Raw genomic sequence first — 14,841 nt, 5'->3', positions numbered from 1 at the left:
GGAAAAACAGGGTTGGTCATTTCAGTGCGTCTTTCATGGAGGAGCGGAAGGCGCCCGGCTGGGTTGCAGCCTGCAGCACTACGTCGAGAACATACTGCTTGCCGTCGAAGCGCAGGCCACCCGACTGCTGCGCGTTTACCGACTGGCTGGTCTGGTTGATCACGTTGACCGCCACCGACGGCGCTGCTGCAGCTTGGCTACCGCCCTGGACCTTCATCGTGACAGGGATCGAGCGGCCGTCTGGAAGCGGAACGTAGGCTTCCGGGCCGGCTTCGCCATAGATGGCAACTTGCGGGCTGGTTGCGATACCGCCATTGGCGTACTTGCGCAGCTCCAGCGGCCCCATATCTGTCATGATGCCGCCGTTGGCGAACAGCACGTTCTCGATTGCGCCAGACGATGCTCCGGCGCTGCCGATCATGCTGCCAAGGCCGAAGCCAAGATTGCTACCGCTGGCCTGCGCAGCTGACTGAGCCATCATCTGCAGGGCCGGGATCACCATCGTCACGATCGTACTGCTCATGCTCGTGGTTGCCGTAGTCGCCGCCGTTTCCGCGGCCATCTTCTTCGCGGCGCTGGCCGTGTCCGCGGCCGAGCCGGCACCACCGAACAGGGTCTTGTTCAGGTAGTTCGTGCCGGTATTTACCAGCTGCTTGAGCGGGTCGGCCAGGGTTTCCTTGATCTTCGCGTTGGCGATGTCTGTCAGGATCCCTTTGACGAAGTTGCCTACCTCCAGCTTGCCACTGGTGAGCGTGTTCGTCAGCATCGAGGTGAAGCTGTCCATCGCGTTCACGCCCGCCTGGTCGACGGCCTTGTAGGTGTCCTTCCACTCGCGCGCCAGCTTGTCGGCCGACGACTCCAGCTGACGGATTTCTTCCTCGTTGCGGATGCGGCGGCGCTCGTTATACACCTTGTCCGTCTCATCGCGCTCGCGCTGGTACAGTGCATCCAGGGCGGTGATCTTCTCCTGACGCTTCTCTTCGGTCTCGATACCAGGCCCCAGGTCGGCCGTCTCCAGCGCGTCCCGGTTCATCTGGTAAGTCTTGCGCAGGGTGTCCTGGCGCATCGCGATCTGCGCTTCCTCGTTCTGGCGCTGGGCGTCCAGCTGAGCCTTCAGACGTGCGCGCTCGGTCGGCAGCAGTCCAGCATTGCCCTCGCGGTTCTTGTCGATGTACGACATGGCGAACGAGTTCGTGTCCGAACGTGCCTGGCCGAACAGGGCCTCAGACTTGGCCAAGTCCCACTTCTTGAAGCCGTCAACGCCGGCGCCAAGGCGCTCCTCGGTGCGCGCCAGTTCCTTCGACAGGGCCTTGAAGGCATCCGTCTGCTTGGCCACGCCGCCCTTCTCCAGCAGGTTCAGGGATGCGTTCGCCTCGAGCGCTGTGGCGGCCACACGCTCGTTGGCGTACTGGATCGCTTTGACCTGCTCGCTATACAGCATTGCATTCTGGGTCGCCTCGACCAGGTCCTGCATCTTCTTGCCGTTCCAGTCCGGACGGTCCTTCTCGGCGGCGCTGTGATCCTTGCTGTAGTCGCCTGCTTCCCATTTGCCGCGCACCAGGTCGATTGCCTGCTGACGCAGCGACTCCAGCGTCTCGCCGCCGGCCACCAGCGAATCGAGCTTGGTCTTGGCCGCGTTCATGCGACCTTGCTCCTCGCCTAGAGCCTTCATCAGCGGGTCGCGTTCCGCGCGCTCGCGTTTCGGCTTGTTGGCGGCGTCCTTCATGCGGTCGGCGAAGTCTTCGTCGATCGGCTTGGGATCGTCCACTTTGTGGTCGGTCGCCTTGGTCAGCGGTTTTTTCGGCGGCGCCTGCGGCTTGCTGTTTTCCGGCGTGATGATCATCATTTTCTGATAATCAGCCAGCACCTTCTTGCGCGCCTCGATGTCCGCGGTCTTCTTGGCGTACTCGTCATCGCTGTCGATGAACGACAAGTTGCGCAGTTTGGCCCAGATTTGCTCACCGTTGAGGACCAGCTCTTTCCATCCGACTTCGATGTTGGTGAAGATGTTCTGGAAGTGCTGGCCAATGGTGATGCCGAACAGGTCGACCTCGGACAGCCAGGTGCCCAGCATGTAGCCGATGTCCCAGGCAAGGAACACGGCCATGACGCCCTTGAACACGGTGCCGAGGGTCTTCAGGGCGGTGCCCATGATACCGGTGCCAGCGGCGACGGCCGGCGCCAGGCCGATGAACGAACGGATCGCGCCCATCACGCCGTTCGATCCGAACAGCGACAGGAAGCCCTGGATGGACAGAACCACGCCGGCAAAGGCCGCACCAATCGTGGTCGCCGTAGTGGCCAGCGGGTTGTTCTGCGCGAACGTCTTCAGGGAAATGACGAACTTGGTGACGTAGTCCAGGACCGTTTTGATCACCGGCAGCACGCTGTCACCCACTACCGTCTTGAAGTTGGTCCAGGCCGCAGTCGCGTCCTTCACCTTGCCAGCATATGCCTCCTGCAGGCGCAGCGCGGTCTGGTCGACGGTGTCGGAATTGTTGATGGTCGCAGATTGGTGATGCAGACGCTCAGCCGCCGCCGGCGTACCGACCGAGGTAACGGCCGTCGCCGCGGACTGCGTGATGCCCAGCTTCTGCAGGTAGACCTGAACCGCCAGCATCTGGTTTTCGACCAGGCTGTCGTCACGCCCCTGGTAGAAGCTCTTTCTGTTTGCGTCCTTGCGTGTGTAGGCGACGATCTGCGGGACCATCTCCTGCATCGCCTTGACCGGGTCTTTCAGCCACAGATCGACGTTCTTGAAGGTGCCGTTCTTGGCCAGCTTCATAACGCCGGCGTCGTCCTTCGACAGGTCCAGGCCCTTCTCGTCGAGGATGCCGGCGCCGGCAAACTGCTCGACCGCCTTGTTGCTCTTGCCCTTGCCGGTAGCGTACGCCTGCATCATCTTGATGATGGTGCCCACGGTGGACACGCCGCCGCCGTTGCCGCCGTCACCACCAGCTACCTTGAACTGGTCGGCCAGGCCGACGAGGTTGACGAGGCCGTCATCGGACAGGCGCGCCGCACCCGCGCCGACACGACGCAGCACGGTTTCCACGTCGGCCAGCGTGACCTTGCCGGCGGTGCCGACCAGCGACTTGTTCAGCAGGTCGAACGTCTTGAGTATGGCGCCCGAGTCGCCCGTCTGCTGGCGCATCTCGGCCACACCGTAGATGTTCCGAAGCGTCGACTGCATGTCGCCGTGGCCGAAACCAAGCAGCTCCATGTTGTTGGCCGCCTTCATGGCCTGACCCAGCGTGTCGTCGATCACCCCGGTATGGTTGTAGCCAAGCGACGAGATGGCTGACATCTGCGACTTGATCACGTCTGTGGTAGACGCGAAGCCGAGCTGGCCGCTCATGCGCTGCGCCTTGGAGAACAGAGCCTGCTCCTCGCTCTTGGGCAGGTTCAGCGCCTGCACCATGATGCGGGAGCGCTCGCTGTCGTCGGCGGCGTCAACCGAGCTGTCCAGGCCCTGGCGGATCTTCGAGCCGGCATATACCTTGGCCATGCCCTTCCACATGTCGGCGATTGCCTTGGCTTCGGCGCGGACCGCGCGCGCTTCTTCAGCGGCGATACGACGGCGCTCGGCAGCGGCTTCGCGCGCGGCCCGGGTGCGTTCGGTTTCCGCGGCGCGCGCGTCTCGCACTTCTTGGTCCGCCAGCTGCTTCTTGTAGCGCGCCATGTCCTCGGCAGACTTCTTCTGCTGGGCGCCGGCGGCGGCGTCGCGCTGAGCTGCAGCCGCGCGAATGCGGGCAATTTCGGCGTCATTGGACCTGCCGACGGCGGTCGACACCGAAGCAAGCTGGCGCTTGGCCTGCGCGGCAGCCACCGCCGCGACGCGCTCGGCCTCGAGCGAGGCGATCAGGGAATTGCGGGTTGCCTGCTCTGTGCGAGTGGCGTTGATGGACTGCTCGACGGCCGCGACCTGGGCCTTGATAGCCTCGGCGCTGGCGCGGTAACGTGCCGCCTCGTCTTCCTTGCTGGCGGCGGCCACCGCGGAGCCGGCCTTCTTGCTGCGACGCAGCTTCTCGGCTTCCAGTTCCAGGGCGAGCGCCTTGGCGTTGGCATCGGACTCGACCTTGCGCATGTCCGCGTGCATCTTGCCGCGCTGCTGCAGCAGCTGGCGGTTCGTCTCGATCTCGGTCTTGAGGACGCGCATCTTCGCGTCAATCGCCGCGGTCGCTTCGTCCTTGACCTGCTTCGTCGCCTGCTTGCTCTGGGTCGCGAGCATGTTGAAACTGTTCGCGACGGTATTAGTCAGGGTTGCAACGGACGAGGCCAGGGACTTTTCCAGTGCGCCAAACCCGTCAGCGAAGCCCTTGACGGACTGGCCGGCATTGGAGAGCGCTGATTCGGTCTTGTTGACCTGGCTGGTAAGGCCGCCAAGGTTCTTCTCCAGGTTGCGCACGCCCTCCCCGGCAACCTTTGTCTTGATCGAAAAACCACTGTCATCGAGGGACAGTGTGACCTTGATTTCCTTACCTACCATGCCTTACCTCGTTCGTAGTGATCCGATGCCCTCTCCAGCCATGCGCTTCAGGTCCGCAAAGCCGGCTTCGTCGCGCTTCGCTGTGCGTGGGTCGTCCTGGGCGCCGTCGAGCTTGACGATCTCCCCTGCTTCGATAACCAGCGCGTCGCGGAATTTCTGCACACCATCGGGCGTCGCCTGTGCCATCTGGGCGACTGTTATGGCGCGCATGTCTTTCTTGGCTTCGATCCGGTCGATGTTCGAAGACATCAGCCAGAACGTCTTGAGCGGCAAGCGCATCGCCTGCTCATAGCCGGTGGAATAGAAGTGGCAGACCCGGCAGAAGAAGAACCCGAAGTCGAGTTCTTCCACCTGCGGGTCGTCTACTTTCCCGCTTCGCCCTCGGCCGCCTGCTCGGCGCCTTCGACGTCTTCGCCCCGGATGAACTTGACGATCACTTCCAGGGTTTCGGGGGTGTATTGGGTCAGCTTTTCGCGCGGGAGCGTCGGCACCTGGCGCAGGATCATGTCGATGGTCACGTCCAGCTGGGCTGCCGGGCTGCCGCCTTCGGTGACGATCTTCTCGACGGCGCGCGTGGTCTCGATGAAGCCCTCCACGGACAGCGGTTGGATCGGATAATCGACGCCGTCGATGGTCAGTTGGCGCTCCGGCGCCTTGTTCAGCTTGTCGAGGTTCAGGATCTTCATGGGTATTTCCTCTCAGGTAAAAGCAGGCCCGCTTGAAGCAGCGGGCCTGGGTTTGGCGTCAAATTAATAAGTCATTTATGACTTACCTACACAGCCCGTTTAGGCCGGGTACGAGACCGGCGGACGCTTGCCGACGTAGAACAGCTTGTTGGTCGCCGGGTCCGGGTAGCCGGTGAAGTCGACGTTGAAGATGCGTTCGTTTTCCAGCTTGTAGGCGAAGTCCAGGGCGCCGGCGGTCGCGGTCAGCGGGATCACGAAGTCTTCCGAGAAGTCTCCGTCCGGCAGGCTGACGGGGTGCAGGCGCAGCTCGCGTGCGATCGACAGCAGATCGGTGCCGATGCCGGTGGTCACTTCCACATATTTCTTGTCCGGATCCGTGCCGTCTTCCATCATCGTCGCGCCCGGCATGATGCGAACCATGTTGTCCAGCGTGGTCTCGGCAAGCGGGACTTTCGCGGTCACGGTGCGGCCCATGATGTATTCGTTGATCGTGGTCTTGCCGAACTGATCGACGTTGACCGCGTGGGTGTCGGTCTTGACCGACACGTCGACGCCACCCTGGGTGTAGCCGAGGTCTTTCCCGTTGAAGAAGACCTTGCACACGCCCAGCTTGACGTTTTTAGTATCACTTGCCATTCAAAAACTCCTTTGCAAAGGTAGATAAGTCATCGATGACTGATCTTGGAATATACCATAAAAGATCAGTGGTGGCCACTACTACAAGTCTCGAAGGATGTCCAGGAGAACTTTGTCGAGCTGCTCTTCGATTTCCTCGGCCGCGCGCTCGAGGAAGCCGCCGCCAACCTGTTCGCTCTGCCCTTGTTGCTTGGCTATGGAGCGCTGCCCCAGCTGCCAAGGGCCATAAGGGTACAGGTGTTCATGGATTTCATAGGCGTAATCGCCGATTGTCTTCCCAGGGCGCTCCGGAACGGACATCTCCATATCGATGTAGACCTCGATCTCCTGGCGAGCAAAGCGGCCGGCCCCATCGCGCAACGGACCTTGCTGCTCCGGACGAACCTTGATGGCCTCCTCCAGATTGCCGAGATCGTGCGGCGCAAACCGGCGCGCCAGGTCACGAGTACGGTAAGCCTGGGCATACAACTCGCGCAGCACGCGCCGCTTCGCGGTCGTGTCCAGGCGCAGCAGCATCTGGCCCACGCCGATCGTTCCGCTGACCTTCACTCCCATCAGACCTGCTCCACGTAGTTCGCGTCGAATTGGGCGGAAATTTCCAGCAGGTTGCCGGCCGAGAGTGGGAAGACGACGGGCTGAGTGCGCGGGCGAACGTAGTTGAAGAATTGGTCCTCGACCTGCAGGTTGCTCGCCGTCAGCGCAAACGTGACCTCTTTCATGAGAGCCATCCCCTTCTCGTATTCTGCAGCCGGCGTGCGCACGATCACGGTGAACTTGGCCTGGTAGTAGCCTGGCAGCTCGTAGTTGATGGGTGTGCCATTGAGCGGACTTCGAACCAGAACACCGTGGCGCGCTTCTGCCGGCAGCATGTTTACGAACAAGCTGGAGCCTTTTTTTCCAAGCTGCAGCGCCTCGAGGCGGTTGACGAGTGGCATTACGTTCATGCTTCGGCCCACATGGTTGCTCTGATTTCGTAGTGGTCCAGGCGGCCTGTCACATCGAAGCGCGGGTGGCGCGCGGCGATGCGCAGCTTCACGCCCGAAACCTCGATGATGTCGTCCTTCTCCGCCTTGGTCTTGTTGGTCAGCAGGATGATCGAGACCACTTCTTCCTCGATCGCATTACCGCGCGAGGCGGAACTGTCGGCGCGCACCGAGGTCTTCTCGTTGGAGATTTCCAGCTTGACCACGGCGCAGCGCTCGTTGACGAAGCGGCCGGGGATCGGCTGGCCGTACACGTCGTTCTCGCCGGACGAAAGCTGGATCCGGCAGCGGAGGTTCGGTTTAAACATGGGCCACCAGTCGTGCGTTGGAGTTCGGGTGGAAGATCGTCTTGCGGATCTTGTCGATGTCGTCCAGGCGCACCTGCATGCCGTGGCTGCGGTGGGTCTGGTCCGGATACACGATCGTAGCCACCTCAACGCCCTCCCCCTTCAGGCGCGCCACCTGTGCGTCCAGGTAAGCCTGGTAGGCGAAGTCGCGCGCGTAGGTGGCTACGAGGGTGTCGGCCTTCCAGGCACGGCCGGCGCGGTCCCGCAGGGTCAGGCGTGGCGCTTCCAGCTTCTTCTGCAGGAGCGCACCGAAGGCGCCAGCCGGCCGGCTGAGCATGTCGGCCTGGCGCACCCCGCCACCCATCAGCTTGACGATCATGTCGTTCAGATTCTTGAGGGCGATCTGTCGCAACTGGTCGAGCCAGGGCAGCTCACGCACGTCCCTGACGACGCCACCGCCCAGCGGGGCGAGGTAGTCGTTGGTCAGTGCGATGGCGCGCCCCAAGAGCTTGCTGATACCAGCCAGCGCGTCGAGCCGGAACGCGCCGACGGCATCGATTCCGGTCCTTGCAACGGCCAGGTAGCGCGCAATCAGGCCGCTGGCAAACACTTCGTACTCGGCGCGAACGGACTGCGCGTAGCGGTCGTATTCCATCAGCAGCGCCCGATCCGCTTGGCAAAGGTCACGAAGTAGGACAGGTACGCCAGCGCGCGGCGGCAGACCGGCAGCTGCAGGGGCTTGCCCTGCCTGAAGCTCTGGCGCGACTCACCGATGTTGTCCATGACAAGACCGTCTTGGCGCTTTTTCTCGATGTCGCCACCGCCCAGGATATAGTCGGCCTCGGCGACCTGCGCTTTGACCAGGGCATCGACAAAGCGCGTGGGCAGCGCCGCGAACTGGCTCGGTCGCAGCAGATCCAGGTTGCCGTTGAACAGGAACATGTTGCTGTTGCCGACGTAGTCGGTGTCGTAGGTGCCTTCCGGGATGTAGTTCAGGCTGTCCTGACCCCAGTTCACGTTGGAATTGAGGGGCGCGAACGATAGCTGGACGATGTGGGCGCGTGCGTCGATCAGGGCCGCGATCTTTTCGTCTTCCGACGCGGCAGCCCAGGCAGTCAGGCCCGGGATCGACAGCGCCGTAAATTCGGCCTTGGCAAAGCTCGAGAACGAGTTTGTACCCACCACCAGCGGATCCGCCACCTGAATGACGTACGGCGCATGCAGAACGATGGTGTTGACATCGGCAATGGTGCACGTCAGTTCGACGTTGCGCATGGCGCGCGCCTCGCCCGGGGCCATCTGGTTGTCTTCCGCAGGCACGGTGATGTCCGCGGTCTCCGAGCCTGGACTGAAGTCGTCCAGCGTGGTCACGGCCACAAGCTCCACACCATTCTGGTCGGTGATGCGATAGGAGACCGCCGTAACGTCAAGCGCGTTGCCGCTCTTGTCCTGAAGCGGTACCGACAGCAGAACCGCCGAACCTGCGGAAAACATGTCCATTAGGCCCCCTGCTTGCCCAGGATCGCGCGGATCATATCCGAGATCGAGTTGCCTTTGACGCCCAGCGGCTCGGCGATGGCGCGCAGACCTTTGATGCCGCGCTCGTCAGCGATCGCCGACAGCTCGTCTTCGGTGTAGCGGTGCGCCGGCGCCGCGGTGCCGTCGGGCTGGTGCGTATGGCCTGCCAGCTGGGCGGCTTCCGCGCGCTGGGTTGCCAGCGCCTGGTCAGCGTTGATCGCCGACGGGATGGAATTGGTGGTGGCGAAAGCATGGTCCAGAATCGACTGGGCCACGGAGGCGGCCGAGCCATCCTCCCATTCGCACAGGAACTGGGCCGCCATGCGCACGGCATCGATCGGCTTCACGTCCGCGGTGGACAGGCCGTCTTCGAAGAACACCGTGCCCATCTGGCCGGTAAAGGATTCATAGCCCGGTTGGGTCAGTCGCAGCTTCATGGTTTTCCTTTGCAATATGTAAAAAAAGGCGAACCGAAGCTCGCCTTTCTATTCTAAGTCACCGGTGACTGAGTCACAAGGATTAGATGTTGGTGACGCCTTTCAGGCCGGCGATCGAGCGGGTCGATTTCAGGGCCAGGCCGGTGTACCACTTCAGACGGATGCGGGTTGCATCCTTGTTCTGCACGGTACCGATGTTCTCGACCACGATGCCGGCGTTGTCGCCGCCGTACAGGCCGTGCAGGCCGTCCGATTCGTTCAGGCGCAGCGCGTACACCGAGGTGGTATTGGCGTTGGTGCCTTGGGTCTCAGCGCCCGACAGGAACTCGTTCATGATGACCGGGATGCCGTTGTGGGTCAGCATCGGGCGACCGAAGTTTTCCAGCTGCTGCATGACAGCGTCGGTGCCGTAGGTAGCGCGCAGCAGGGCACGGAACGCGCGGATGGTGCCGCGACGCATCACGATCACGTCGGCGCCGTTCGGCACGGCGTCGCACAGCTCGTCCAGCATGGTCAGGGTCAGCGGGTTGCCGTTGGCGCCGGCCGACACGATCTGCGAACCGCCAGCGGTTGCGGCGTAGTCCTGGGCCTGCTTCAGCAGCACCGGCAGGCCGTCGAAGGCTTTCGGGTTCACGGTGGCGTCGCCGGTGGCCAGGGTCTGGTGGAACATGCGCGCGACGGCCTTGGCCTTCTTCGCGATCTGCACGGCCATCTGCGAGTTGGTGTCGCTCATGGTCGCCTGCAGGAACTTGTCGATGTCCACGTCACCCGCCAGGATGCGCAGTTTCGCCACGACTTCCTGGAAGCCAGCAGCCGACTCGTTGATCGAGTCGTTCGGGTCGAGCCAGTCGGCGCCGCCCAGGGTTTTCTCGCGGTTGTAGACGTACGCTTTGCCCTCGGTCTTCAGGAAGGGCAGGATGGCGAACAGGTCGTCGCGTTCGATGATTTCGTCGATGACGCCGGAGATGAGCTGGTTATTGCTCAGATGCTCGGCTTCTTGGCGCAGCAAAGGCATATCTTAGATCCTTGAAAAGAAAGAAAAAAGTTATCTCTGGCCTAAGTCTCTCTAGTCACCGGATGAGTCAGGACAATACCCCAGATTGGCCGTGTTGTCAAGTCACCGGTGACTTATCTGAGAGACGGCTTAAGCCACTTGGTTCACGCTGCCCAGCAGGTTCAAGCTCTGCAGGCCTGCGGCGATCTTGGAGGTGGTGTTCAGGTTCGCAGCGGGCGGGGTCACGACCTTGCCCGGTGCGGCCGAGGTACTGCCGGCGCCCGGCTTGACCTTGGAGCGCAGCAGCGAGTCCTTGTCCGGATCGGCCTCGATGATCTTGCGCATCGCATCTTCGAAGGCAACGTTGTTGCCCAGCTGGTCCACCAGCGGTGCACGACCGGCGGCGCCGCGCGGCTTGTCGTAACCGACGACCTTGCCGTCTTCCAGATCGAAGTGCGCGCCGTACAACGCGCGCGCCTTCGCCGGCGGGATGGTGGTTTCGTCCTTGATGAACGCGGACTGGCTGAACTGGGTGCCCACCGACAGCTCGTCGACGATGCGGTCCTTGGCGGCCAGCTGCTGGGTCAGTGCGTTGACCTGGTCCTGCAGCGCGGTCGTGACCTTGGTGTGCTCCTCGGCCATGCGAGTCTTCAGGGTTTCGAAATCGCCCTTGGCGGCCAGAGCCGCTTCTTCAGCGGTCTTGCGCTCGGACAGCAGCTTTTTGATCTCGGCCGGGTCCACGCCGTCGAATTCCGCCAGGCGCGCCTTTGCGGCGGCAGCGTCAGCTTCAGCGACCTTCAGGGCTTCCTTCTTCTGCATCACTTCCTTGAGCAGCTTGGCTTCCGCGTCAGTCGGCTTGCCGGCGTCAGCTGCGACCTTGGCGGCAGCGGCGTCCGCAGCTGCGGCCTTTTCCGCTTCGGTCGGCTCAGCTGCGCCACCGCCGCCAGCGGACTTGCCGCCTTCATCGCCGGTGGCTTGATCGCGGTATGCGGCGCCAGGGAACTTCCAGAATTTCGGGTGCATTTCGTTGCCTTTCTGACCTATCTCTCGGTCAAGTGGTTGTTGCGCGGCGCCTGTTCGCTTGGCGCCGCTGGGTTTGGGTTATTTGCCCGCCATGGTTTCTTTGGCGGTTTCGCCGGCGGCGCTCTTTTGAAGCGCGGCCTGGTCAGGGGCGGTGGCCGCAGCCATCGCCTGGGCCTGCTCGATCGGATCGACCGGCCAGTCCTTCAGGGCCTCGAGCATCTTCGCCTTCAGGTCTTTGGCCAGCTGCGGGAACAGCTTGTCGATGACCATTTCCATCTGCTGCTGGCGCACTTCCTTCGGTGCGTCGATCAGCATCAGGCGAGCGGAGATGTCGAATTCGTCGTAAAGGCCGCGGGTGTCGAAGTTGTCCGGGTAGGTCACGAGGTCCTTTTCCACCTTGGTCTCTTCGCCGTTCCACAGCGCGACGAGGCGCACGATCTTGTTCTCGAGGACTTCCAGGCTGTCTGCCTTCGCTTGCAGCAGCGCGTTGACCCGTTCGAAGTCGTATGCCTTGGCCACACCCGAGCTGTTGTCGATGCCCATGCTGTTGTCTTGCTTGGTGCGCTCGCCGGCCAGGCCGCAGGTGTGGTAAATCTCGTTGATGATCTTGTTGATGACCGCCAGGATCATCTGGGCCTGCTTCGGATCCGGCGACAAGTAAAACGGCTGCGCGCCACCCTCGCCGTCGTACAGGAACGTCCGCTTGGTACCCATTTCCATCAGGGTGTTGTAGTTGTCCGAGCCGGGCAGCACGTTCTGCGCCGGCATGGCCAGCTGGGAGTACGTCTGGTCCTGAATGATCGCGTCCAGGTTCGACAGGTAGTTCGCGGTCGCGCGGTCCAGGTAGGCGATGTCGTCGATCAGGGCCGGCGCGGTGAATTCCTCGTCCGAGATGATGTGGTCGTGCAGGATCACCGGCACCACGCCAAGGGCATGCTGGCCGTTGGCGATCTCGACGATGCGCGTCTTGTTCGTGCGACCGATCTGGCGCTCTTCGAACAGGCGCCACTCGGTCTTGGTCCACAGACGAAAGCGCGGGATCAGTGCGCCCGACGAGGTCATCGGGTCGGCAGCGTCGCGCGCGACCTCCTGAATCAGGATCCAGCTCAGCTCACCGTCGTCGTCGAAAGCGTAGTCCAGCAGTTGGGTCGGGCCGACGACATACGCATAGGTGCGCACGCCGACCTTCTTTTCGTCTTCCTTGGAGATGACGGCGTCGGTCTTGGCGTTGTTGTCGACCACGATACCGATGCGGCCCAGCACGGAGGCGCGCTTGCCCGCCTTGCGCACGAAGTCTTTGATCCCCAGACCGTTCTTCGTGGCGCGCTCCCAGAATGCTTTCACGCTTTCCGGGGCATCGGTTTCGTTGCGGGTGATGTGCTGCTTGAACAGGTACTTGTTCAGGAGGTCGACCACCTCGCGGGTGTGGTTGAAGCGGTAGCAGCGCGCCAGGCGGTCGCGATATTCGTTCTCGCCTTCCTTGATGTAGCGGAAGATGTTCCCGTTCTGGAACCACTCGCGGCCGCCTTCGTAGGTCGCGTCCAGGAATTCCCAGTGGGGCTTGCTTTCTGCGTATTCCGGGTGCCGGCGACTGATCAGCGCGCGCAGACGCTTCTGATCATCCGTGAGGACAGCCAGTTGCGTCGAAGCGCTGGCCTCGACAGGGTCGATAGTGCCGATCACGCCTGGCTTGGCGGTTTCAAGTCGAGTAGTCATGGCGATGGATAGTAATTCACTGGTGACTTATGTGTCAAGCTCATCGAGACATGCCACCGATCTCCACCTTGCGCACCGGGAATTCCAGCTCGATCGCGTAGCCGCCCGCGTCGGCGCTGTGCTCGGTGCCGCCGGACTTGTCCACGTCGCGGCTGCCAGGTTTGTAGATCGTCTGCTCCAGTGCGTTGATGAAGTGCTTGCACTTTTCGTCCACTCGCAAGCGAATGGTTCCGTCGGCCGCCTTGAGCATTCGGTTCACGGCGTTGACCCGGTCGGCGACCGCCGGGTGCTTCTTGCGGTACTTGATCCGCTTGAAGCCCTTCTCGCGCAAGATGTCCAGGTCGGTCTCGCCGCGCGCGTGCTGGCGCTGGCCGCCGGCAGGGTCGGGGTAGACCACAATCTGCACCAGGTTGCGCCAATAGCGCTTCTCCAGCTCCTCGCAAATCTCCTCGGTGTTCGACGAGAACAAGACGATTTCGTCGACCGCCCACAGCTCGCCGTTCTTCTGCGGCTGGAAGATCACGGTGGACATCGGGTCGATGTTGAAGTCCATGCCCACCCAGATCGGCAACTTCGGATTGAACGGGTAGCTGCCGGTGTGCTCCATCCGGTCGAACGGGTAGTAGACGCGGCCGGACATGGTTTCGAAGCTGGCTTCGAATTCCTGCTTGAACGATTTCTCGTCCATGTCATTGCGCGCGGCCTCGATCTCGGACTTCGGGATGAAGGGCGAGGTGATGGTCGGGAACTGCCAGGATGCCCAGGCGTTGGGCCGCTCCCGGCCCTTGTCGTCCAGATACACCTCGCCGCGCTGGCCGTACTGGTACAGCGTGTAGAGGTAGTTGTACGCCTTCGGGGTGCCGATGAAGATCGCGTGGCCCTGGCGGTCAGCCAGGGTCGGGCGCAGGACTTTGGTCCAGGTCTCGGCGTCGATGTCCTGGAATTCGTCCAGCACGAGGAAGTCGACGCCCACGCCGCGCAGCGAGTCACCCTTGTCGGCGCCCTTCAGCTCGATGATGGTGCCGTTGACGAGCGTGATCTCCAGGCGCGTCTCGTTGACCTTGCGGATCCACCGCTTCGGGATGGCCTCCAGCAGGTCGTTCCACATAATCTGCTTGGCCATCTTGTACGTCGGGGCGACGTACCAGATTTTGGACTTGCGCTTTCGCGCGCGCGTGATGATGAGGACGCGCGAAAGCGCAGTCTTGCCCCAGCGACGGCCGGCGACCACGACGCGGAATCGCTTCTGCGACTTGTAGACCAGCATCTGCTTGGGGTGCAGCTTGAGGGACGACTTCATCGCCATCAGGATTCCTCGACCACCGCGTCAGGATCGTCGTCCTCGCCCTCGTCGATGTCTTCCTCGTCAGGCTGCACGACGCTCTGGTTGGCGCCGGCCGGCAGCTCGTCCAGGTCGGCTTCATCCCGCTTGCGCATCTCCTCGATCTGCTCCGCGGTCAGCTCGGAAATCACCAGTTCCGGCAGCTCGTCAGGATTCACAGCGTCCGGACGGTCCAGGCCCAGGATGGCGTAGCGCTCGGTGCGGGCCTTGGCCAGCACGTCCATCGCCTTGTCCAGCGCCTTGAGGTTGTTCATGGCGACAGCAACGGGCTGGCCGTCCTTCTTCGCCTGCAGGATCTCCGAATAGGCCAGCTTCGACAGGTTGGCCGACATCGTGTAGTGCTGCTCTTTGGTCTCCTTAATCCGGGCGGCGATGATCGTCGCCTCGTCGATCGCGGCGACGGCCAGCTTCTCGTCGACCTTGGCTTTGATCGCCGCGGCCTTGGCACCCTTGACGATGCCCTTCTTTTTGAAGTGCCGTTCGAATGAGGACTGAGCCAGGCCGAACTTGGTCATCAGGTCTTCGTACGTGACCGCGCCGCTCTCCCAGAGAGCTTCGGCTTCGGCCCACTGCTTCACGGTGAGACGGTTTTTCGTGGTCTTTGCGGCTGCTGTCACTACTGTAATTCCTTCAGGCAAAAAAAACGGGCGCAGGGAGAGGCGCCCGTTGGAGGAACAATACCGGGCAGACTGTAATCCTTTTGCCGCATCATGTCAAGTCACCGGTGACT

15 protein-coding genes are annotated in these 14,841 nt (G+C 62.3%); all 15 read right to left on the bottom strand.

Annotated elements, in window-relative coordinates:
- Positions 1-16: 16 nt before the first annotated feature.
- The 15 genes from ACI1V7_RS24800 to ACI1V7_RS24730 all read right to left on the bottom strand — a co-directional run bounded on the left by ACI1V7_RS24800 (position 17) and on the right by ACI1V7_RS24730 (position 14,728).
- Complete coding sequence (locus ACI1V7_RS24800) at positions 17-4,489, bottom strand: phage tail tape measure C-terminal domain-containing protein (RefSeq protein ID WP_404534701.1); 4,473 nt, start codon at positions 4,487-4,489, stop codon at positions 17-19.
- 3 nt (positions 4,490-4,492) lie between these two features.
- The gene (locus tag ACI1V7_RS24795) at positions 4,493-4,840 is read right to left on the bottom strand and encodes a hypothetical protein (RefSeq protein WP_404534699.1); all 348 of its coding nucleotides are present in this window, start codon (positions 4,838-4,840) and stop codon (positions 4,493-4,495) included.
- 11 nt (positions 4,841-4,851) lie between these two features.
- Positions 4,852-5,175 (bottom strand): hypothetical protein, encoded by a 324-nt coding sequence (locus ACI1V7_RS24790; protein WP_404534697.1) that lies wholly within the window; start codon positions 5,173-5,175, stop codon positions 4,852-4,854.
- Between the two features lie 99 nt (positions 5,176-5,274).
- On the bottom strand, positions 5,275-5,811 hold the full coding sequence (locus ACI1V7_RS24785) for a hypothetical protein (protein WP_404534695.1): 537 nt from the start codon (positions 5,809-5,811) through the stop codon (positions 5,275-5,277).
- Positions 5,812-5,892: 81 nt separating this feature from the next.
- The gene (locus ACI1V7_RS24780) at positions 5,893-6,366 is read right to left on the bottom strand and encodes a hypothetical protein (RefSeq protein WP_404534693.1); all 474 of its coding nucleotides are present in this window, start codon (positions 6,364-6,366) and stop codon (positions 5,893-5,895) included.
- Positions 6,366-6,746, bottom strand: a complete 381-nt coding sequence (locus ACI1V7_RS24775; protein ID WP_404534691.1) for a minor capsid protein — start codon at positions 6,744-6,746, stop codon at positions 6,366-6,368. The genes ACI1V7_RS24780 and ACI1V7_RS24775 overlap by 1 nt, the downstream gene beginning before the upstream one ends.
- Before the next feature lie 5 nt (positions 6,747-6,751).
- Positions 6,752-7,102 carry a hypothetical protein gene (locus ACI1V7_RS24770; RefSeq protein ID WP_404534689.1) on the bottom strand — a complete coding sequence of 117 codons (351 nt, stop codon included), beginning with the start codon at positions 7,100-7,102 and terminating at the stop codon, positions 6,752-6,754.
- Positions 7,095-7,736 carry a hypothetical protein gene (locus ACI1V7_RS24765; protein WP_404534687.1) on the bottom strand — a complete coding sequence of 214 codons (642 nt, stop codon included), beginning with the start codon at positions 7,734-7,736 and terminating at the stop codon, positions 7,095-7,097. Before ACI1V7_RS24765 ends, ACI1V7_RS24770 begins: the two co-directional genes overlap by 8 nt.
- Positions 7,736-8,581 carry a hypothetical protein gene (locus ACI1V7_RS24760; protein ID WP_404534685.1) on the bottom strand — a complete coding sequence of 282 codons (846 nt, stop codon included), beginning with the start codon at positions 8,579-8,581 and terminating at the stop codon, positions 7,736-7,738. The genes ACI1V7_RS24765 and ACI1V7_RS24760 overlap by 1 nt, the downstream gene beginning before the upstream one ends.
- On the bottom strand, positions 8,581-9,036 hold the full coding sequence (locus ACI1V7_RS24755; RefSeq protein ID WP_404534683.1) for a hypothetical protein: 456 nt from the start codon (positions 9,034-9,036) through the stop codon (positions 8,581-8,583). Before ACI1V7_RS24755 ends, ACI1V7_RS24760 begins: the two co-directional genes overlap by 1 nt.
- 82 nt (positions 9,037-9,118) lie before the next feature.
- Positions 9,119-10,051, bottom strand: a complete 933-nt coding sequence (locus tag ACI1V7_RS24750; protein ID WP_404534681.1) for a major capsid protein — start codon at positions 10,049-10,051, stop codon at positions 9,119-9,121.
- A gap of 129 nt (positions 10,052-10,180) precedes the next feature.
- Complete coding sequence (locus ACI1V7_RS24745) at positions 10,181-11,053, bottom strand: DUF6651 domain-containing protein (protein ID WP_404534679.1); 873 nt, start codon at positions 11,051-11,053, stop codon at positions 10,181-10,183.
- 78 nt (positions 11,054-11,131) lie between these two features.
- Complete coding sequence (locus ACI1V7_RS24740) at positions 11,132-12,769, bottom strand: phage portal protein (protein WP_404534677.1); 1,638 nt, start codon at positions 12,767-12,769, stop codon at positions 11,132-11,134.
- A gap of 40 nt (positions 12,770-12,809) precedes the next feature.
- Complete coding sequence (locus ACI1V7_RS24735; RefSeq protein WP_404534675.1) at positions 12,810-14,075, bottom strand: phage terminase large subunit; 1,266 nt, start codon at positions 14,073-14,075, stop codon at positions 12,810-12,812.
- Positions 14,075-14,728, bottom strand: coding sequence for a hypothetical protein (locus ACI1V7_RS24730; RefSeq protein ID WP_404534673.1), 654 nt, complete (start codon positions 14,726-14,728; stop codon positions 14,075-14,077). The genes ACI1V7_RS24735 and ACI1V7_RS24730 overlap by 1 nt, the downstream gene beginning before the upstream one ends.
- Positions 14,729-14,841 lie beyond the last annotated feature (113 nt).

Source organism: Massilia paldalensis (assembly GCF_044901715.1).
GTDB lineage: Bacteria > Pseudomonadota > Gammaproteobacteria > Burkholderiales > Burkholderiaceae_D > Telluria > Telluria paldalensis.
The sequence above is the reverse complement of the archived record's forward strand: the minus strand, read 5'-3'. Positions and strand labels throughout refer to the sequence as shown.

Bases quoted from the DNA above. Each gene is read 5' to 3' on its own strand.
- ACI1V7_RS24755 (WP_404534683.1), bottom strand. From the start codon at position 9,036: ATGAAGCTGCGACTGACCCAACCGGGCTATGAATCCTTTACCGGCCAG.
- ACI1V7_RS24770 (WP_404534689.1), bottom strand. From the start codon at position 7,102: ATGTTTAAACCGAACCTCCGCTGCCGGATCCAGCTTTCGTCCGGCGAG.
- ACI1V7_RS24785 (WP_404534695.1), bottom strand. From the start codon at position 5,811: ATGGCAAGTGATACTAAAAACGTCAAGCTGGGCGTGTGCAAGGTCTTC.
- ACI1V7_RS24760 (WP_404534685.1), bottom strand. From the start codon at position 8,581: ATGGACATGTTTTCCGCAGGTTCGGCGGTTCTGCTGTCGGTACCGCTT.
- ACI1V7_RS24745 (WP_404534679.1), bottom strand. From the start codon at position 11,053: ATGCACCCGAAATTCTGGAAGTTCCCTGGCGCCGCATACCGCGATCAA.
- ACI1V7_RS24790 (WP_404534697.1), bottom strand. From the start codon at position 5,175: ATGAAGATCCTGAACCTCGACAAGCTGAACAAGGCGCCGGAGCGCCAA.
- ACI1V7_RS24750 (WP_404534681.1), bottom strand. From the start codon at position 10,051: ATGCCTTTGCTGCGCCAAGAAGCCGAGCATCTGAGCAATAACCAGCTC.
- ACI1V7_RS24775 (WP_404534691.1), bottom strand. From the start codon at position 6,746: ATGCCACTCGTCAACCGCCTCGAGGCGCTGCAGCTTGGAAAAAAAGGC.
- ACI1V7_RS24740 (WP_404534677.1), bottom strand. From the start codon at position 12,769: ATGACTACTCGACTTGAAACCGCCAAGCCAGGCGTGATCGGCACTATC.
- ACI1V7_RS24800 (WP_404534701.1), bottom strand. From the start codon at position 4,489: ATGGTAGGTAAGGAAATCAAGGTCACACTGTCCCTCGATGACAGTGGT.
- ACI1V7_RS24765 (WP_404534687.1), bottom strand. From the start codon at position 7,736: ATGGAATACGACCGCTACGCGCAGTCCGTTCGCGCCGAGTACGAAGTG.
- ACI1V7_RS24735 (WP_404534675.1), bottom strand. From the start codon at position 14,075: ATGGCGATGAAGTCGTCCCTCAAGCTGCACCCCAAGCAGATGCTGGTC.
- ACI1V7_RS24780 (WP_404534693.1), bottom strand. From the start codon at position 6,366: ATGGGAGTGAAGGTCAGCGGAACGATCGGCGTGGGCCAGATGCTGCTG.